This window comes from Anoxybacillus ayderensis, assembly GCF_013761015.1.
Taxonomy (GTDB): Bacteria; Bacillota; Bacilli; order Bacillales; family Anoxybacillaceae; genus Anoxybacillus; species Anoxybacillus ayderensis.
This window is the reverse complement of the sequence record NZ_JACDUV010000005.1, coordinates 123,595-143,289: the sequence shown is the minus strand read 5'-3', so window position 1 is coordinate 143,289 and position 19,695 is coordinate 123,595. Positions and strand designations below refer to the sequence as shown.

At 44.6% G+C, this 19,695-nt stretch carries 22 protein-coding genes; all 22 read left to right on the top strand.

Translation table 11 applies throughout. The annotated features are described in order from the left end of the window. Window positions 1–41: 41 nt before the first annotated feature. The 22 genes from sdaAB (at window position 42) to HNR63_RS08775 (ending at window position 19,695) form a co-directional block, all read left to right on the top strand. Entirely contained in the window at window positions 42–704 is a 663-nt protein-coding gene (gene sdaAB, locus HNR63_RS08880; RefSeq protein ID WP_042533836.1) for an L-serine ammonia-lyase, iron-sulfur-dependent subunit beta, read from the top strand. A 23-nt stretch (window positions 705–727) separates the two neighbouring features. Further along, complete coding sequence (gene sdaAA, locus HNR63_RS08875; protein ID WP_085788754.1) at window positions 728–1,615, top strand: L-serine ammonia-lyase, iron-sulfur-dependent, subunit alpha; 888 nt, start codon at window positions 728–730, stop codon at window positions 1,613–1,615. After that, complete coding sequence (recG, locus tag HNR63_RS08870) at window positions 1,608–3,656, top strand: ATP-dependent DNA helicase RecG (protein ID WP_181520473.1); 2,049 nt, start codon at window positions 1,608–1,610, stop codon at window positions 3,654–3,656. Before sdaAA ends, recG begins: the two co-directional genes overlap by 8 nt. A gap of 75 nt (window positions 3,657–3,731) precedes the next feature. Then, complete coding sequence (gene fapR, locus HNR63_RS08865) at window positions 3,732–4,316, top strand: transcription factor FapR (protein WP_042533842.1); 585 nt, start codon at window positions 3,732–3,734, stop codon at window positions 4,314–4,316. Further along, the gene (plsX, locus tag HNR63_RS08860) at window positions 4,313–5,302 is read left to right on the top strand and encodes a phosphate acyltransferase PlsX (RefSeq protein WP_181520472.1); all 990 of its coding nucleotides are present in this window, start codon (window positions 4,313–4,315) and stop codon (window positions 5,300–5,302) included. Before fapR ends, plsX begins: the two co-directional genes overlap by 4 nt. Before the next feature lie 11 nt (window positions 5,303–5,313). Beyond that, window positions 5,314–6,255: an ACP S-malonyltransferase gene (fabD, locus tag HNR63_RS08855; protein WP_085788758.1), complete on the top strand. Its 942-nt coding sequence runs from the start codon at window positions 5,314–5,316 to the stop codon at window positions 6,253–6,255. Next, on the top strand, window positions 6,252–6,995 hold the full coding sequence (fabG, locus tag HNR63_RS08850; protein WP_181520471.1) for a 3-oxoacyl-[acyl-carrier-protein] reductase: 744 nt from the start codon (window positions 6,252–6,254) through the stop codon (window positions 6,993–6,995). Before fabD ends, fabG begins: the two co-directional genes overlap by 4 nt. A 58-nt stretch (window positions 6,996–7,053) precedes the next feature. After that, on the top strand, window positions 7,054–7,290 hold the full coding sequence (acpP, locus tag HNR63_RS08845; protein WP_003394967.1) for an acyl carrier protein: 237 nt from the start codon (window positions 7,054–7,056) through the stop codon (window positions 7,288–7,290). Between the two features lie 69 nt (window positions 7,291–7,359). Continuing rightward, a complete protein-coding gene (gene rnc, locus HNR63_RS08840; RefSeq protein WP_075039029.1) occupies window positions 7,360–8,076 on the top strand; it encodes a ribonuclease III in 717 nt (238 codons plus the stop codon). Window positions 8,077–8,135: 59 nt separating this feature from the next. Then, a complete protein-coding gene (smc, locus tag HNR63_RS08835) occupies window positions 8,136–11,696 on the top strand; it encodes a chromosome segregation protein SMC (protein WP_181520470.1) in 3,561 nt (1,186 codons plus the stop codon). 6 nt (window positions 11,697–11,702) lie between these two features. Next, window positions 11,703–12,701 (top strand): signal recognition particle-docking protein FtsY, encoded by a 999-nt coding sequence (gene ftsY, locus HNR63_RS08830; RefSeq protein ID WP_021094236.1) that lies wholly within the window; start codon window positions 11,703–11,705, stop codon window positions 12,699–12,701. Window positions 12,702–12,772: 71 nt separating this feature from the next. After that, complete coding sequence (locus HNR63_RS08825; protein ID WP_085788763.1) at window positions 12,773–13,105, top strand: putative DNA-binding protein; 333 nt, start codon at window positions 12,773–12,775, stop codon at window positions 13,103–13,105. Window positions 13,106–13,117: 12 nt separating this feature from the next. Beyond that, entirely contained in the window at window positions 13,118–14,458 is a 1,341-nt protein-coding gene (ffh, locus tag HNR63_RS08820) for a signal recognition particle protein (protein ID WP_181520469.1), read from the top strand. A 95-nt stretch (window positions 14,459–14,553) separates the two neighbouring features. Next, the gene (rpsP, locus tag HNR63_RS08815; RefSeq protein ID WP_004891099.1) at window positions 14,554–14,826 is read left to right on the top strand and encodes a 30S ribosomal protein S16; all 273 of its coding nucleotides are present in this window, start codon (window positions 14,554–14,556) and stop codon (window positions 14,824–14,826) included. A gap of 3 nt (window positions 14,827–14,829) precedes the next feature. Further along, on the top strand, window positions 14,830–15,057 hold the full coding sequence (locus HNR63_RS08810) for a KH domain-containing protein (RefSeq protein WP_009732863.1): 228 nt from the start codon (window positions 14,830–14,832) through the stop codon (window positions 15,055–15,057). A gap of 48 nt (window positions 15,058–15,105) precedes the next feature. After that, a complete protein-coding gene (locus HNR63_RS08805; protein ID WP_021094232.1) occupies window positions 15,106–15,489 on the top strand; it encodes a YlqD family protein in 384 nt (127 codons plus the stop codon). Then, window positions 15,489–16,010 (top strand): ribosome maturation factor RimM, encoded by a 522-nt coding sequence (rimM, locus tag HNR63_RS08800; protein ID WP_343047701.1) that lies wholly within the window; start codon window positions 15,489–15,491, stop codon window positions 16,008–16,010. The genes HNR63_RS08805 and rimM overlap by 1 nt, the downstream gene beginning before the upstream one ends. Further along, window positions 16,007–16,744 carry a tRNA (guanosine(37)-N1)-methyltransferase TrmD gene (gene trmD / locus HNR63_RS08795; protein WP_181520467.1) on the top strand — a complete coding sequence of 246 codons (738 nt, stop codon included), beginning with the start codon at window positions 16,007–16,009 and terminating at the stop codon, window positions 16,742–16,744. The genes rimM and trmD overlap by 4 nt, the downstream gene beginning before the upstream one ends. Before the next feature lie 125 nt (window positions 16,745–16,869). Further along, window positions 16,870–17,214: a 50S ribosomal protein L19 gene (gene rplS / locus HNR63_RS08790; RefSeq protein ID WP_003394943.1), complete on the top strand. Its 345-nt coding sequence runs from the start codon at window positions 16,870–16,872 to the stop codon at window positions 17,212–17,214. A 221-nt stretch (window positions 17,215–17,435) separates the two neighbouring features. Continuing rightward, window positions 17,436–17,987 carry a signal peptidase I gene (lepB, locus tag HNR63_RS08785; protein ID WP_021094229.1) on the top strand — a complete coding sequence of 184 codons (552 nt, stop codon included), beginning with the start codon at window positions 17,436–17,438 and terminating at the stop codon, window positions 17,985–17,987. Window positions 17,988–18,002: 15 nt separating this feature from the next. Continuing rightward, window positions 18,003–18,857: a ribosome biogenesis GTPase YlqF gene (ylqF, locus tag HNR63_RS08780; RefSeq protein WP_181520466.1), complete on the top strand. Its 855-nt coding sequence runs from the start codon at window positions 18,003–18,005 to the stop codon at window positions 18,855–18,857. 73 nt (window positions 18,858–18,930) lie between these two features. Then, window positions 18,931–19,695, top strand: coding sequence for a ribonuclease HII (locus HNR63_RS08775; protein ID WP_181520533.1), 765 nt, complete (start codon window positions 18,931–18,933; stop codon window positions 19,693–19,695).

The window sequence follows — 19,695 nt, the reverse complement described above, 5'->3', positions numbered from 1 at the left end:
CCCCTTCTTTTTCATGAAGATGACAAAGGGGAGAACAAAGCGTGAAATATCGGAGTGTATTTGACATCATTGGCCCGATTATGATTGGCCCGTCGAGTTCGCATACAGCTGGGGCGGTGCGCATTGGCAAAGTCGCGCGTAACTTATTCGGAAGAAAGCCAGCATGGGCGGATATTTTCTTTTACGGTTCATTCGCTGAGACGTACAAAGGACACGGAACAGATGTCGCCATCGTCGGCGGGTTATTAAACTTTGATACGTTTGATGAGCGAATGAAAACATCGTTACACATCGCCAAACAAGAAGGGATCCGCATTACGTTTCATGAAGAAGAAGCGATTCCGCCTCATCCAAATACAGCAAAAATTCGCATCGGCGATGAAAAAGGGGAGCTCGAGCTTGTCGGCATTTCTATTGGCGGTGGAAAAATTGAAATCATCGAGCTGAACGGCTTTGAGCTTAAGCTTTCTGGCCATCACCCTGCACTTTTAATTATGCATAACGATCGTTACGGGGCGATTGCAGGCGTTGCGAACGTATTAGCGAAATACGCCATCAATATCGGCCATATGGAAGTATCGCGGAAAGAAAAAGGAAAACAAGCGCTGATGACAATTGAAGTAGATCAAAACATTGACGACGCGATTGTGGAGCAATTAAAAACGTTGCCACATATTATTGACGTAACAAAAATTGTGGAGTAAAGCGGCGCAAAGGGGAGACAACGATGTTTCGAAATGTAGCAGAACTTGTGGAACGAGCAGAACGCGAGCAAATAAAAATTGCAGAAGTGATGATTCGTCAAGAAATGGAAGTGACCGAGCGTAGCCGAGAGGATATTGTGGCACAAATGGCGAAAAACTTACAAGTGATGGAACAAGCCGTTATGCGCGGATTAGCGGGCGTTCGCTCTCATTCTGGGTTAACAGGTGGCGATGCGACACGCTTACAACAATATATTGCGCGTGGGCAATTTTTATCAGGGGAAACGATTTTAGATGCCGTCAGCAAGGCGATGGCAACGAACGAAGTGAACGCGGCGATGGGGATGATTTGCGCGACACCAACAGCAGGATCAGCTGGTGTCGTCCCAGGCACATTATTTGCGGTGAAAGAAAAACTGCAACCGACACGCGAACAAATGGTTGAATTTTTATTTACAGCTGGCGCATTCGGGTTTGTAGTCGCAAACAATGCCTCCATTTCTGGTGCGGCGGGCGGTTGCCAAGCAGAAGTTGGATCAGCGGCAGGCATGGCGGCAGCAGCGCTCGTCGAGATGGCTGGTGGCACGCCGAGACAAGCGGCAGAGGCGATGGCTATCGCTTTAAAAAATATGCTCGGACTCGTCTGTGATCCGGTCGCAGGTTTAGTTGAGGTACCGTGCGTAAAACGAAACGCGATCGGAGCGGCCAATGCGATGATTGCTGCCGATATGGCGCTTGCTGGCATACAAAGCCGCATTCCGTGCGATGAGGTCATTGAAGCGATGTTTCGCATCGGTCAAACAATGCCGATTGCATTAAAAGAAACAGCACAAGGAGGGTTAGCGGCCACGCCGACTGCTCGCAAATTAGAAGCGCGCATTTTCGGCAAGCCGAATGAGAAACGTGAGTGACGTATTACAACAACCAGTCACAGCGATTAAAGGAATTGGAGAAGAAACGGCCATAGCGCTTCATGACATGGGAATTGATACGATTGAACAACTGTTGTATCACTTCCCTTTTCGTTATGAAGATTATCGCATATGTGCATTAGAAGAAGCAAAGCATGATGAAAAAATAACGATTGTCGGCAAAGTGTACAGCGAGCCTACCGTTACGTATTATCAACGCAAAAAGTCGCGATTAACGTTTCGTGTGCTTGTGGACCGTTTTTTAGTGACGGCTATTTGCTTTAACCAACCTTATTTAAAAAAGAAACTATCTTTGCATGAGACGGTGACGATGACAGGAAAGTGGGATAAACATCGCCAAACGATAACCGTACAACAGCTTCATATCGGTGAAATAAAACAAAAAAAGGAAATTGAACCGGTCTATTCGACACGTGGCGACTTAACGGTGAAAGGGATGCGCCGCTTTATTGCCCTTGCGTTACAACAATACGGTCATGCGATTGTCGACCCGTTGCCTTGCGAATTGTTGCAAACATATCGACTCGTATCGAAACGTGACGCGATACGAGCGATTCATATGCCGCTTTCGCATGAGCAGCTGAAACAAGCGCGACGGCGGCTCGTTTATGAAGAATTTTTACTTTTTCAATTAAAAATGCAAGCGTTAAAAAAATATCGCCGTGAACAGTCACCAGGCATTGCACATCGCTTTTCAGATGAACAGCTTCAAACGTTTATTCAGTCGCTTCCATTTCCGCTCACGAACGCACAACAGCGGGTTGTCCGTGAAATTGTTCAAGATTTAAAATCGCCATATCGGATGAATCGGCTATTACAAGGTGATGTCGGGTCAGGAAAAACCGTCGTTGCGGCTATTGTATTGTATGCAGTATATGTTTCAGGATATCAAGGGGCATTAATGGTGCCGACCGAAATTTTAGCCGAACAGCACGCCGAATCGCTTCGTGCGCTCCTTGAACCGATGGGCATTCGCGTCGAGCTATTGACGAGTTCTGTGAAAGGAAAAAGGCGAAAACAGTTACTTGAACAATTAGCAGCGGGAGACGTTCATGTTGTTGTTGGCACACATGCGCTCATTCAAGATGACGTTAATTTTGCTCAGCTTGGAGTAGTCATTACAGACGAGCAACATCGTTTCGGTGTCGAACAACGGCGCATTTTACGTGAAAAAGGACAATCGCCTGATGTATTGTTTATGACGGCAACACCGATTCCGCGCACCCTTGCGATTACTGCATTTGGAGAAATGGACGTTTCCGTCATTGATGAAATGCCGAAAGGAAGAAAAAAAATTGAAACGTATTGGGTTAAGCACGACATGCTTGAGCGCGTCTTTCAGTTTATCGCCAAACAAGTTGAGGCAGGACATCAAGCATACGTGATTTGTCCGCTCATTGAAGAGTCGGAAAAGCTTGATGTTCAAAACGCAATCGACGTTCATGCGATGTTAACGCACTATTATAAAGGGCGGTATCGCATCGGATTGATGCACGGCCGGTTATCTTCAGAAGAAAAAGAAGAAGTGATGCGTGCGTTTAGTACAAATGATATTCATATTTTAGTATCTACAACTGTTGTGGAAGTTGGGGTAAACGTCCCGAACGCGACGGTCATGGTCATTTACGATGCCGATCGATTCGGTCTTGCCCAGCTCCATCAGTTGCGCGGGCGAGTGGGGCGCGGACAAGCTCAATCGTATTGTATTTTAGTTGCCGATCCAAAGTCGGAAACGGGAAAAGAGCGCATGCGCATTATGACGGAAACGAACGACGGATTTGTGTTGTCTGAAAAAGATTTAGAACTGCGCGGGCCGGGCGACTTTTTTGGCACGAAACAAAGCGGCATGCCTGAGTTTCGTCTCGGCGATCTCGTCCACGACTATCGCATTTTAGAAGTGGCACGACAAGATGCAGCACGCCTCATCGATTCTCCTGCCTTTTGGCGGGACGAAAAATACGCCCTTCTTCGTGAACATTTACAGCAATCAGGCATTTTAAGCGGTGAAAAATTAGATTAAAAGTGGTTGAAATGTCATTTTGGGTGTTATATACTACTATTAGTACCTAGTAATAATTCGGATGGTGGATCGAAAATGAGAAGAAATAAACGAGAACGGCAACGATTACTGCAAGCAACGATTGAAGAAAATCCATTTATTACAGACGAACAGCTTGCCGAAAAATTTTCAGTCAGCATTCAAACGATCCGCCTCGATCGCCTAGAACTGTCGATTCCGGAGTTGCGCGAGCGCATTAAACATGTAGCTGAGCGCACATTTGCTGACGAAGTAAAGTCGTTGCCTATTGAAGAAGTGATCGGAGAAATCATTGATATACAGTTAGATGAAAGTGCCATTTCAATTTTTGATGTAAAAAAAGAACATGTATTTCAACGAAATCAAATTGCGCGAGGACATCATTTATTCGCACAAGCCAATTCGCTTGCGGTAGCGGTCATTAACGATGAATTAGCTTTAACGGCAAAAGCACACATTCGTTTTATGCGTCCCGTCAAAGAAGGAGAACGGGTCGTCGCGAAAGCGAAAGTAACAAACTTAAATGAAAATGGGCGCACAGTCGTTGAAGTGAATAGCTACGTTGGTCAAGAGCTTGTCTTTCAAGGAGAATTTCACATGTATCGTTCAAATGTTGTCAAAAAGGATGGAGAAGAAAAATGAAAATCGCAATCGATGCCATGGGAGGCGATCACGCACCAAAAGAAGTCGTGATCGGTGCACAAAAGGCGATTGAGCATTTTCACGATATTGAAATTACGCTTGTCGGGAATGAGACGCTCATTCGCCCATACATCACAAACGATGAACGACTATCGATCATTCATACGGAACAAGCGATTGAAGCAACAGATGAACCCGTTCGTGCCGTTCGCCGTAAAAAAGAGGCGTCCATGGTATTAATGGCCAATGAAGTGAGCGAAGGGCGCGCTCATGCGTGCATTTCGGCAGGCAATACAGGAGCTTTAATGGCAGCAGGGCTGTTTATCGTCGGCCGCATAGACGGCATTGATCGTCCTGCCTTAGCTCCGACGTTGCCAACGATTGATGGCAAAGGATTTGTGTTGTTAGACGTTGGCGCAAACGTTGATGCTCGCCCAGAACATATATTGCAATATGCGTTGATGGGCGCAGCATATGCCGAAAAAGTGCGCGGTGTTGCTCGCCCGCGCGTCGGTTTATTAAACGTAGGAACAGAAGATCAAAAAGGAAATGAATTAGCAAAAAAAGCGTTTCAACTTATACAAGAGACGCCGCTAAACTTTATCGGCAACGTGGAAGCGCGCGATTTATTAGAAGGAGTCGCTGACGTTGTCGTCACGGATGGGTTTACCGGCAACGTGGCGTTAAAAACAATCGAAGGAACGGCGATCGCTGTTTTTTCGATGTTAAAATCGGCGCTGACAAGCGGAGTAGTAAGTAAAATAGCGGCGCTTGCTTTAAAGCCGCAACTCATGCAATTGAAGAAAAAGATGGATTACGCTGAATATGGTGGGGCAGCGCTGTTCGGTTTACGTGCACCTGTCATTAAAGCGCACGGTTCATCGGATGCCCACGCTATTTTTCATGCCGTACGCCAAGCGCGTGATATGGTCGCCAACGAAGTCGTACAAACGGTGAAACAATCGATCGCGGAAATTACAAAATAAGAGGTGCTGTGATGGGGAAAATCGCATTTATTTTTCCAGGACAAGGTTCACAAACAGTCGGGATGGGAAAAGAATGGGCGGAAAAAGATGAGAAGGTAGCATCGATTTTTCGCCAAGCAGATGAACGATTGCAAATGTCTTTGTCACAACTTATTTTTGAAGGACCACAAGACGTATTAACAAAAACAGAAAACGCTCAGCCAGCATTGCTCACGACAAGCATCGCATTTTTTCAAAAAGTAAAAGAAGCGGGCATTCATCCGCATTATGTAGCAGGACATAGCCTCGGAGAATATAGCGCGCTCGTTGCAGCGTCTGTGCTGTCGTTTTCTGATGCGGTACATGCGGTGCGGAAGCGTGGGGAATTAATGGAAAAAGCCGTTCCAGCACGACAAGGAACGATGGCGGCGGTGCTTGGCATGGATGAGGCGACGTTACAGCAAGTCGTTGATGAAGTGACGACACAATCATCGCCTGTTCAATTAGCCAACTTAAACTGCCCGGGACAAATTGTCATTTCCGGAGCAAAAGAAGCGGTTGAGCGAGCGTCACAACTTGCAAAAGAAAAAGGGGCAAAACGAGTCATTCCACTTGAAGTAAGCGGACCGTTTCACTCCATTTTAATGAAGCCAGCGGCAGAGCAGTTTTCATCTGTGCTCGATACGCTGTCGTTTCAAGAAAGTGCTGTGCCAGTCATTTCAAACGTGACAGCTGAGCCGATGACAAATGCAACGGAAATAAAACAACGTCTTGTTGAACAATTGTATTCGCCTGTTCGTTGGGAGCAATCGATTCAAACGATGATCGATCTTGGTGTACATACGTTCATCGAAATCGGTCCTGGAAAAGTATTAAGCGGTCTAGTGAAAAAAATAAACCGTCATGTCAACGTCTATTCGATTTTTGATGAAGCTTCGTTTGCAGCGACGGTGACTGCGTTGAAAGGAGAATGAAGATGGAAGGAAAAGTAGCGATTGTGACAGGGGCGTCACGTGGAATCGGACGTGAAATTGCTTTACATCTCGCTCGCCTCGGTGCAAAAGTAGCGGTCAATTATGCAGGGAGCGAAGCGAAAGCGAATGAAGTTGTTGCCCAAATTGTTGAACATGGTGGCGAAGCGTTCGCTGTGCAAGCCGATGTGGCAAATGGCGAAGCGGTCGAGCGCATGGTGAAAGAAGTGCTTGAACGCTGGGGGCGCGTTGACATTTTAGTAAACAACGCAGGCATTACGCGCGACAATTTGCTTATGCGCATGAAAGAAGAAGAATGGGATGCAGTCATTAACACAAACTTAAAAGGCGTCTTTTTATGTACGAAAGCTGTCACCCGTCCGATGATGAAACAACGTTACGGAAGAATTGTAAACGTCGCATCGATCGTTGGCGTGAGCGGCAACCCTGGTCAAGCAAACTACGTTGCAGCGAAAGCAGGCGTCATTGGTCTGACGAAAACGGCAGCAAAAGAACTCGCGAGCCGAAACATTACGGTGAACGCTGTTGCGCCTGGATTTATTACGACAGATATGACAGACCAATTAAGCGAAGATGTGCGCCAAGCGATGTTGCAACAAATTCCGCTCGCGCGCTTCGGAAATCCAGAAGATATCGCCCGTGTCGTCGCGTTTCTTGTTTCAGATGGGGCAAGCTATATGACAGGGCAAACGATTCACGTCGATGGCGGCATGGTCATGTAAAAATTCGTTTTATTTTCTGATATAATTCAGTATAATGGCTTGAGGGGAGGTGAATAAAATGGCAGACGTATTAGAGCGTGTAACGAAAATTATCGTAGATCGCCTTGGTGTCGAGGAGTCACAAGTGACGCTTGAATCTTCATTCAAAGAAGATTTAGGAGCAGATTCGCTTGATGTCGTTGAGCTTGTTATGGAGTTAGAAGACGAATTTGATATGGAAATTTCAGATGAAGAGGCGGAGAAAATTGTTACTGTCGGTGACGCAGTAAACTACATAAAAAGCCGTCTATCATAATAAGCAAAGTCCCGTTTTGTAAGCGGGGCTTTCTATGCTTTTTACGTTTATAGTTGGGGGTTCATATGCATGTCGAAGCAACGACCGTACATGAAGTTTAAACAGTTTCAAGAGCAAATAGGCATTTTTTTTCGCGATGAAAAATTGCTCATCCAAGCATTTACCCATTCATCATATGTGAATGAGCATCGAAAGCGGCTACACGAAGATAACGAGCGCCTTGAATTTTTAGGAGATGCCGTCCTTGAATTAACCGTTTCGCAATATTTATTTGAACAGTTTCCGCAAATGAGCGAAGGGGAATTAACAAAACTGCGGGCGGCGATCGTTTGCGAACCGTCGCTTGTTACGTTCGCTCATGCGCTATCGTTTGGCGATCTCGTTTTGCTTGGCAAAGGAGAAGAACTAACGGGGGGACGAATGCGTCCATCGTTGTTAGCGGACGTGTTTGAAGCTTTTATTGGAGCGCTTTATTTAGATCAAGGGATCGAGGCAGTTGTACAATTTTTAGGGAAAACGATGTTCCCGAAAATTCGCGAAGGTGCTTTTTCTCATGTGATGGATTACAAAAGTCAACTACAAGAGCTCGTACAACGTGATGGCAATGGTGTTTTAGAATATAAAATTTTACAAGAACGAGGTCCTGCACATAATAAAGAGTTCGTATCGCGCGTATCGTTAAACGGGGAAGAGCTTGGCGTTGGCATTGGTCGCTCGAAAAAAGAGGCAGAACAACGCGCCGCACAAATGGCATTAGCTAAGCTAAAACAATCAAAACAAGGCTGATCCGGTGCGAAAGGACAGCCTTGCTTGTTGTTACATCTTTAAGATAAAGGGGGATACAAGTGTTCCTCAAACGATTAGAAGCTATCGGATTTAAATCTTTTGCAGATCGCATTTCAATCGATTTTGTTCCGGGGATGACGGCCATCGTCGGTCCGAACGGAAGCGGAAAAAGCAACATTACAGATGCGATTCGTTGGGTGCTCGGGGAGCAATCAGCGAAGTCGCTTCGTGGAGCAAAAATGGAAGACGTTATCTTTTCAGGGAGCGAATCGCGCAAGCCGTTAAACGTTGCGGAAGTGACATTAACGCTTGATAATAGCGATCAATTTTTGCCGCTTGAATACGAAGAAGTCAGTGTAACAAGACGTGTGTATCGCTCTGGAGATAGCGAATTTTTTATTAATAAACAGCCGTGTCGCTTAAAAGATATTGTCGATTTATTTATGGATTCAGGCGTTGGTCGTGAAGCGTTTTCGATCATTAGCCAAGGAAAAGTCGAAGAAATTTTAAGCAGTAAACCGGAAGATCGTCGCATGATTTTTGAAGATGCAGCCGGTGTGTTAAAATATAAAATGAGGAAAAAAAAGGCTGAACACAAGTTGAACGAAACAGAAGATCATTTACAGCGCGTGCAAGATATTTTACATGAATTAAACCAACAACTAGAACCGTTGAAACAACAAGCGTCCATTGCGAAAGAATATATCGAGAAAAAAGAACAATTACAAACGTACGAAGTCGGGCTAATCGTCTATGAAATTGAACAGCTACACGAAAAATGGGAAGCGTTAAAAGAACAGCTCGCTTTACATGAACAAAGCGAGATCGAATTAGCAACGACGTTACAAAAAGAAGAAGCGCACATCGCTGAATTGCGTCATGAACTGACGGCGCTTGATGAGTCGATTGACGGCCTACAACAAGTGTTATTGCTTGTGAGCGAAGAGCTCGAAAAAATGGAAGGAAAAAAGCAAGTATTAAAAGAGCGAAAAAACAACGCTCATAAGCAACAAAACCAAATTGAACAAACGATGGCCCAATTGGCTGAGCGCGAACGTGTACTGGAAGCGACTATTGCAGAAAAAAAGAAGTTGCTTCAACAGCTTCAAACAAATGTGCAAGCGCTTCAAGCGGAATTAAAAGAAAAAAACAACGTGCTTTCTGCTTACGGTCCGAAAGCGGAGGCAGAAATTGAACGGCTCAAAAGTGAATATATCGATCTCGTCCATGAACAAGCGACGTTAAAAAACGAACGGACGCACACGGAAGCACAGTTGCAAAAAAACGAAGAGAAACAACGACAGCTGATCGCTGCAAACGACGAGCATATTCAGGCATACGAGCAAATCGTTCAACAATGGGAACAAAAGCAACAGCTTGTTCACAAATTACAACAGCGCATCGCCGAGCAAGAAGAAGCAATGAAAGCAAAAGAACAACAATTAACGGCGCAAAAAGAACAATATCGCAAAAAAGAAGCGACGTTATATGAAGCGTATCAATACGTGCAAAAGATGAAATCAAAAAAAGAAATGCTTGAAGCGATGCAGCAAGAATATGCTGGATTTTTCCAAGGTGTAAAAGAAGTATTAAAAGCAAAAGATCGCCTTCAAGGCATTCATGGGGCTGTCGTTGAACTGATGACGGTGCCGTCTGAGCTAGAGACGGCGATCGAAGTGGCGCTCGGCGGAGCAGCGCAACATATCGTTGTAGAAAACGAACAAAGCGCACGCGAAGCGATTCAGTTTTTAAAGCGACAGGCGTACGGACGAGCTACTTTTTTACCGCTCAACGTCATTCAAGGAAAATCGCTTCCTCCATCTGTGCGAGCGGATATGGCGAAACATCCAGCGTATGTTGGCGTCGCTTCCGAATTAATTACGTTTGAAGCAACGTACGCGCAAGTGATGACAAACATTCTTGGAACGGTCATTATTACGCGGGACTTAAAAGGGGCGAATGAGCTCGCTCGCCAACTGCAATATCGCTATCGTTTCGTCACGCTTGACGGGGATGTCGTGAATCCTGGTGGAGCGATGACGGGAGGAACGGTAAACAAACAGACGAGTTCATTATTAAGTCGTACGCGTGAACTTGAAGAAGTGACAGCAAGTTTTCGCGAAATCGAACGAAAAACGATTGAACTCGAACAGCGCATCCAGCGTGAAAAAGAGGCGATTGCCCAAGCAGAACAGCAACGGGAACATCTTTATGCGGAACTAGAAGCAAACCGCATGGCGCTGCAAGAAGAAAAAAGCGCATGGACGGAACTAGATCTCCGGAAAAAACATATGGATGAGCGACTAGCTGTATATCGCTATGAACGACAAACGCTCGAAGAAGAAAAACAACAGCTGACCGCTCGACTTCACGATGTCATACAACAGCTTGATAAGCTAGAGAAAAAAATCGCTCATATTGACGAACAAGTACAGCGATGGACAGAAAAAAAACAGCTCGAACAACAATCAAAAGAACAAATGCAAGAACAGCTGACCGCTTTAAAAGTCGCGCTCGCAGAAAAGCAAGAACACGTAAGAAATGAAGAACAACATGTGCGTCGACTTGTCGAAGAATGGGAAGAAACGAAACGAACGCGCGCAAAAATGGAAGAGGAGCGGCATCAACTCATCCATCATATGAACGAGCAAACGGAAGATGAACAACAGCTCGAACGAATATGCCAAGAAAAAACGAAGCAAAAAGAAGAAACGATTCAACTGATCGCAAGTCGGCGTGAACAGCGACTACAATACCAAACGAAGCTTGAACAGCTCGAAAAAGAAATAAAAGAGCTGAAACGTCAACATAAACAGTTAACGGATACGTTAAAAGACGAAGAAGTGAAACTTGCACGTTTTGATATGGAGTTAGATCATTTGTTGAACCGACTTCGTGAAGAATATAAACTATCGTTTGAAGCGGCAAAAGAAGCGTTCCCGCTCCACATCCCAGCGCAAGAAGCCCGGAAAAAAGTAAAGCTCATTCAACTGGCGATTGATGAGCTTGGGACGGTGAACCTTGGCGCCATTGAAGAATATGAACGTGTATTCGAGCGCCATCGCTTTTTAACGGAACAAAAAGAAGATTTACAACGCGCGAAAGATACACTTTATCAAGTAATTGACGAAATGGACGATGAAATGAAACGAAGATTTGCGGCGACGTTTGAACAAATTCGTGCCCAATTTGGGCGCGTGTTCGTCGAATTGTTTGGAGGGGGAAAAGCGGATTTAAAGCTGACCGATCCGAACGATTTACTTCATACAGGTGTCGATATCGTCGCACAGCCGCCGGGCAAAAAACTGCAACATTTAAGTTTATTATCAGGCGGGGAACGAGCCCTTACTGCGATTGCGCTTTTATTTGCTATTTTAAACGTTCGACCTGTTCCGTTTTGCGTGCTCGATGAAGTGGAAGCTGCACTAGATGAAGCAAACGTGCAACGATATGCGAAATATTTAAAGAAATTTAGCAACGAAACGCAATTTATCGTCATTACTCATCGAAAAGGAACGATGGAAGAAGCGGACGTATTGTACGGAGTAACGATGCAACAATCAGGCGTATCGAAACTTGTTTCTGTTCGATTGGAAGAAGCAGCTGGAAAGAAAGGATGAGAAACGGTGAGCTTTTTTAAAAAGTTAAAAGAAAAAATTGCAAAACAAGCGGATACAGTGACGGAAAAGTTTAAGCGCGGCTTAGAAAAAACGCGCGACTCTTTTGCAGGAAAAGTGAATGACTTAATTGCCCGCTATCGAAAAGTGGATGAAGAGTTTTTTGAAGAACTAGAAGAAATTTTAATTGCGTCAGACGTTGGTGTGGCAACGGTCATGGATTTTATTGATGAGTTGAAAATGGAAGTGAAGCGCCGCAACATTCAAGACCCGAAAGAAATGTATAGCGTCATTTCCGAAAAACTCATCGATATATATCAAGCGAGCGGCGATGAAACGACAGAATTAAACATTCAGCCAAACGGTTTAACGGTCATTTTATTTGTCGGTGTCAACGGTGTCGGAAAAACGACGACGATCGGAAAGCTCGCGTATAAATTAAAAAACGAAGGAAAAAAAGTGATGCTTGCGGCAGGCGATACGTTCCGTGCTGGGGCGATTGAACAGTTAGAAGTATGGGGAGAGCGAGTAGGCGTCGAAGTGATTAAACAGTCAGCAGGCTCCGATCCGGCTGCGGTGATGTACGATGCGATTCAAGCGGCGAAATCGCGCAACGTTGACATTTTGTTGTGTGATACAGCTGGTCGCTTGCAAAATAAAGTGAACTTAATGAAAGAGCTTGAAAAAGTGAAACGCGTCATTGAACGAGAAGTACCAGGTGCACCGCATGAAGTGTTGCTCGTGTTAGATGCAACGACGGGACAAAATGCGATGAGCCAAGCGAAGACGTTTAAAGAAGCGACGAATGTGACCGGCATCGTGTTAACAAAGCTTGACGGAACAGCAAAAGGGGGCATCGTGTTAGCGATCCGCCACGAGCTAAACATCCCGGTGAAATTTGTCGGGTTAGGAGAGAAAATGGACGATTTAGAGCCGTTTCAAGCAGAACAATTCGTTTACGGACTATTTTCATCGTTTATGGAACGTGAAGAAGCGCAAGGAGAATAACTTGACAGCATCGGTTAAAACATATACACTAAAGTCATGTAAAGGCGTTTCACTTAACAGGGGGGAGTTTCATGCTAGAAAAAACAACGAGAATGAACTACTTATATGACTTTTACCAATCGTTGTTGACACCGAAGCAGCGGAACTATATGTCCCTTTATTACTTAGACGATTACTCCCTCGGTGAAATTGCCGAAGAGTACGAAGTGAGTCGTCAAGCTGTATACGATAACATTAAACGGACGGAAGCGATGCTAGAGGATTATGAGCAAAAACTATTGCTGTTTCAAAAGTTTCAACAGCGGCAAAAGCTATTGCATTCGTTAAAAACGCATATTGCCGAACGCTATCCGAACGATGAAGAGCTGGTAAAGCTCGTTGCGGAGTTGGAGAAATTAGAGTAGGGGGCGGTAACGATGGCATTTGAAGGATTGGCCGACCGTCTGCAACATGTCATGAATAAAATTCGTGGCAAAGGCAAAGTCACGGAAGCCGATGTAAAAGAAATGATGCGCGAAGTGCGGCTAGCGTTATTAGAAGCTGACGTCAATTTTAAAGTCGTCAAAGACTTTGTGAAAAAAGTAAGCGAGCGAGCTGTCGGACAAGAAGTGTTAAAAAGTTTGACCCCGGGGCAGCAAGTCATCAAAGTCGTCAAAGAAGAATTGACGGAATTGATGGGAGGAGAAAATAGCAAAATTGCTGTCGCAAGCCGTCCGCCAACCGTCGTTATGATGGTCGGCTTGCAAGGGGCAGGAAAAACGACGACGACGGGGAAATTAGCGAACTTACTGCGCAAAAAACATAATCGCAAACCGTTGCTCGTCGCCGCTGACATTTATCGTCCAGCGGCGATCAAACAGCTTGAAACGCTAGGTAAACAATTGAACATCCCTGTGTTTTCGCTCGGTGATCAAGTAAGCCCAGTTGAAATCGCAAAGCAAGCGATCGCAAAAGCGAAAGAAGAACACCACGATTATGTGTTAATCGATACCGCAGGGCGACTGCACATCGACGAAGCGCTCATGGACGAATTAAAACAAATCAAAGAAGTGACGAAACCGGATGAAATTTTCCTCGTCGTCGATGCGATGACAGGACAAGATGCGGTAAACGTCGCGCAAAGCTTTAACGAACAGCTTGGCTTAACAGGCGTCATTTTGACGAAGCTCGATGGCGATACGCGTGGCGGAGCGGCGTTGTCGATTAAAGCGGTCACAAACACGCCAATTAAATTCGTCGGTATGGGCGAAAAGCTCGATGCGCTTGAACCGTTTCATCCAGAGCGGATGGCATCGCGCATTTTAGGCATGGGCGACGTACTGACGCTCATTGAAAAAGCGCAAGCCGCCGTCGATGAAGAAAAAGCAAAAGAGCTCGAACAAAAAATGCGCACCGCATCATTTACCCTTGACGACTTTTTAGAACAGCTTGGACAAGTGCGCAAACTTGGTCCGCTTGATGAAATTTTAAAAATGTTGCCGGGTGCGAACAAAGTGAAAGGGCTCAACAACTTACAAATTGATGAAAAACAAATTAGCCGCGTCGAAGCGATTATTCGCTCAATGACAAAAGAAGAAAAAATGAACCCAGACATCATTAACTCAAGCCGCAAAAAGCGAATCGCCAAAGGAAGCGGAACGACGGTTCAAGACGTCAACCGCTTGTTGAAACAGTTTGACGAAATGAAAAAAATGATGAAAATAATGACAACTATGCCAAAAGGGAAAAAGAAAGGGTTCCGTTTCCCGTTCATGTAAACAAAATGATAGTGTTAAGAAAAAACACTTTACAAACAAAACGTTTATTGCTAATATACTATCTTGTGTGAAATATTTTCGGAGGTGCTACAATTATGGCAGTAAAAATTCGTTTAAAACGTATGGGTGCAAAAAAATCACCATTTTATCGTATCGTTGTTGCAGACTCTCGTTCTCCACGTGACGGTCGTTTCATCGAAACAATCGGCACATACAACCCGTTAACAGAGCCTGCAGAAATTAAAATTAACGAAGAACTTGCATTAAAATGGTTGCAAAACGGTGCGAAACCATCTGACACGGTGCGCAACTTGCTTTCAAAACAAGGAATTTTAGAAAAATTCCACAACTTAAAGTACGGAAAGTAATGTATGAAAACGTTGCTTGAGACGATTGTTCGGTCACTTGTCGATCATCCGGAATGCGTCGTCATTCGCGAAACGGAACAGCAACAATCGATCACATATTCGATTGCCCTTCATCACGAAGACGTTGGGAAAGTGATCGGAAAAAACGGACGAATCATTCAAGCGATTCGCACCGTTGTTCAAGCAGCAAACGAGTCGAAGAAGCGAATAGACGTACGCATCGAAGAGTAAGGGAGAGGGAGATACCTCCCCTTTTTTCGTTCAGAAAGGCGGTGCGCCATGAAAATTATTCAAACGGTTGAAGTAAGACAACGATTGACGGAAAAAAGTAAGCAACAACTTATTCAACAATTGACGGCACAAAAACGACAGCTTGAACAACAATGTGAACAGCTTATTTTTGAACAAAAACGAATGGAAAAGCAAACATCGTTTCCACCGAAACAAATTAAAGAAAAATTTGAGCGAGAAATGCAAGTTCGACGTCAAAAAATAGCGGAACTTGACTTCCTTCTCGAACAATTGCACATATTACCGATAGGAAGCGAAATAAAAGAACGAGAGGTGGAAGCGATTATCGACGTTCACATCGGTGATCGTTGGTCGCCTCAAAAAACGATTATTATTGAAGATGGAATTGTTGTTGACATACGCGAGGGGTGATCGTTGTGAAATGGTTTAATGTCGGAAAAATTGTCAATACGCACGGCATTCGCGGTGAAGTGCGCGTCATTTCACGCACAGATTTTGCGCAAGAACGGTATAAAATCGGAAATGTGCTATATATTTTTATGGAAAACGAGCCGCCAATTGAAGTGAAAGTGGCGAGCCATCGAGTTCATAAGTCGTTTGATTTATTGACGTTTGAAGGATATGACAACATCAATTTAGTTGAAAAATTCAAAGGTGCGATGATTAAAGTGCCAGAAAGCCAACTTCAACCGCTTGATGAAGGAGAATATTATTTCCACGAAATTATCGGATGCACCGTTGTGACCGAAGATGGCGAAACGATTGGGGAAGTAAAGGAAATTTTAACGCCAGGGGCAAACGATGTATGGGTCGTGAAATGGAAAAAAGGCGGAGATGTATTTATCCCTTACATTGCCGATGTCGTCAAACAAGTCGATGTCGAAAATAAAACGATTACCATTCATGTTATGGAAGGATTGCTTGACGAATGAAAATCGACGTGCTCACTTTATTTCCAACAATGTTTACTGGCGTGCTTCAAGAGTCGATTTTGAAACGGGCGCAAGAAAAAGGAGCGGTTACGTTTCAGCTCGTCAATTTCCGCGAGTTTGCCGATAATAAACACCAAACGGTAGATGACTATCCTTATGGCGGTGGCGCGGGGATGGTATTAAAACCACAACCGATTTTCGATGCGGTCGATCATTTAACGAAACAGAGCGAACATCGCCCGCGCATTATTTTACTTTGCCCACAAGGAGAACGCTACACACAAAAAAAGGCGGAGGAACTCGCCAAAGAACAACATTTAATTTTCATTTGCGGCCATTACGAAGGATATGATGAGCGCATTCGTGAGCATGTCGTAACGGATGAAATTTCAATTGGAGATTATGTGTTAACAGGCGGAGAGCTGGCGGCGATGGTCGTCATTGATAGCGTCGTTCGCTTGCTTCCGGGCGTGCTCGGCAACGAACATTCCTCTGTCCATGATTCATATAGCTCTGGCTTACTTGAACATCCGCATTATACGCGTCCTGCGGATTTTCGAGGCATGAAAGTACCAGATGTTCTTCTTTCTGGCAACCATCGTTTAATTGAAGAGTGGCGTCAAAAAGAATCGTTGCGTCGTACGTGGTTGCGACGACCAGATTTACTTGAGACGTATGAACTAACAGAACAGCAAAAAAAATGGATTGAACAATGGAAAAAAAATGAGCGGTAACTCTTGCATCCGATACATCTTTATGCTAGTATAAACGTTGTGACTTACGTCGCACGTAAAACGATGTTCCGCTGCTATGAACGATAAACATAAGCAAGAGCATCTGTTGGAAGGAGATGAATATGATGCATCATTTAATTCAAGAAATTACAAAAGAACAACTACGTAACGATCTTCCTGAATTCCGCCCTGGTGACACAGTGCGCGTTCACGTAAAAGTTGTCGAAGGAAACCGTGAGCGTATCCAAGTATTTGAGGGCGTTGTCATCAAGCGTCGTGGTGGTGGAATTAGCGAAACATTTACAGTACGTAAAGTATCTTACGGTGTAGGTGTTGAGCGTACATTCCCATTACACACGCCGAAGATTGCGAAATTAGAAGTTGTTCGTCGCGGTAAAGTTCGTCGCGCGAAATTGTACTACTTGCGTCAACTCCGCGGTAAAGCAGCACGCATCAAAGAAATCATCTAACAAAAGAAATGATTGCGAGGAGCTTGATCATCAAGCTCCTTTTTCATAAGATAAGAAAGTACAAAATTTCAGATTCATGTCTAGCTCCAAGCGCCATCGGCTCGAGTCGCTTCGCCCCACACTGCGGCGGCGACAGCCTCCTCGGTGGGGCTTGTGCGCTCTTCGCCGATAGGCGGGCGCTTTGCGCTTTTCTTAACATTCATCATATAGGTGGGAGACGGATGGAAAAACAAAAAAACGAATGGTTTGAATGGCTGAAAGCAATTGTTATTGCGGTGGCGTTAGCAGGAGGCATTCGCTATTTCATTTTTGCCCCGATTATCGTTGAAGGGGAATCGATGATGCCGACGTTACATAACCAAGATCGTATGATTGTCAATAAAATAGCATACAAAATTGGCGAACCAGAACGATTTGATATTATTGTGTTCCATGCGGAAGAAGGAAAAGACTATATTAAGCGCGTCATTGGGCTGCCGGGCGATCGCATTGAATATAAAAATGATACGTTATACGTGAACGGAAAGCCGTATAAAGAGCCTTATTTAGACGAAGAGAAAAAGCAAGTATTTGACGGCCCACTAACAGAGTCGTTTACACTAGAAGAACTATGGGGACAAAAAACAGTTCCAGAAGGTCATTTATTCGTGCTCGGAGATAATCGTCGATACAGCAAAGATAGCCGTCATATCGGCTTTATTCCAATGGATAAAGTCGTAGGCAAAACGTCGGTCGTCTATTGGCCGCTTTCTGATGCGCGAATTGTTGAATAACATCATACAAAGTAGGTGGCAGCAATGACGATTCAATGGTTTCCCGGCCATATGGCGAAGGCGAAACGAGAAGTAACAGAAAAATTAAAGCTCATTGATATCGTATTTGAACTTGTTGATGCGCGCATTCCGATGTCATCCCGCAATCCGTTAATTGATGAAATTGTCGCAAATAAGCCGCGCATCATGTTGTTAAATAAAGCGGATATGGCTGACCCAGATGTTACAAAGCAATGGATTGATTTTTTCGCCGCGCAACAAATCGAAGCGATTGCGATCGACTCGCAAAGCGGAACGGGCGTGAAGCAAATTGTGACGGTCGCAAAAGAGAAGTTGCGCCCAAAGTTTGAAAAAATGATGGCTAAAGGAATTAAACGTCCTCGCGCGATGCGCGCGTTAATTGTCGGAATTCCAAACGTCGGAAAATCGACGCTCATTAACCGACTGGCAGGAAAACATATCGCCAAAACGGGCGATACACCAGGAGTGACGAAAGCACAACAATGGATTAAAGTCGGCAAAGAACTTGAACTGCTTGATACGCCAGGGATTTTATGGCCGAAGTTTGAAGACGAAGAAGTCGGATTGAAGCTTGCGACAACAGGGGCAATCAAAGATACGATTTTAAATTTACAAGATGTTGCCGTATATGCGTTGCGCTTTTTAGCTGCCCATTATCCTGACCGTTTAAAAGAACGGTACGCGCTTTCAGATATTCCAGAAGACATCGTTGTATTGTTTGATGAAATCGGAAAAAGACGAGGCTGTTTAGCTGCTGGAGGCGTCGTAGATTACGATAAAGTAGCTGAGCTTGTGTTGCGCGATATTCGCACAGAAAAATTAGGACGGCTCAGTTTTGATCGCCTGTAAGGTTCGCATAAGCGGGCCTTTATTTTTTTGCCAATTTGCCGATATAACATGTAAGGAGTGATCGAGCGTGAATATGCAAGAGATTAAACAACGACTACAAACGATTCATGATGAAACAGATGAATGGTTTCAACAACTATTACATGATGAGCGAAAAGGTGTCCAACGTCTCGTTCAACAATGGTATAAAAAAAAAGAAGCAGAAAAACGCGAAAGGGAACGTTTTTCGCATATGTTGCAATATGAACAGGCGCTATATGAAAAAGGAATGCGCTACATTGCTGGCGTAGATGAAGTGGGACGCGGTCCGCTCGCGGGCCCAGTTGTTGCCGCTGCGGTCATTTTGCCGAAAGACGTGTTTTTACCTCATTTGGACGATTCAAAAAAACTATCGGAAACGAAGCGAGAGCAATTGTTTTCTATTATTCAGCAAACGGCGCTTGCGATCGGCATCGGCATAGTGAGCGCCCGTGAAATTGATGAGCTAAACATTTACGAAGCGACGAAAAAAGCGATGGTGCAAGCCGTCCAAGCGCTTGCGATCGCTCCCGAACATTTGCTTATTGATGCGATGCACATTCCGCTATCTATTCCGCAAACATCTATCATTAAAGGAGATGCGCATAGTGCATCTATTGCGGCAAGCTCCATTATAGCGAAAGTGACGCGCGATCGGATGATGAAACAGCTAGGTGAGAAATATCCACAATATGGATTTGAAAAACATATGGGATACGGAACGAAAGCGCATATCCAAGCGATTGAACGATATGGTGTCATGGAAGAACATCGTCGTTCTTTTGCACCAATTCGTGAGCGAATGAAACGAGGGGAATGA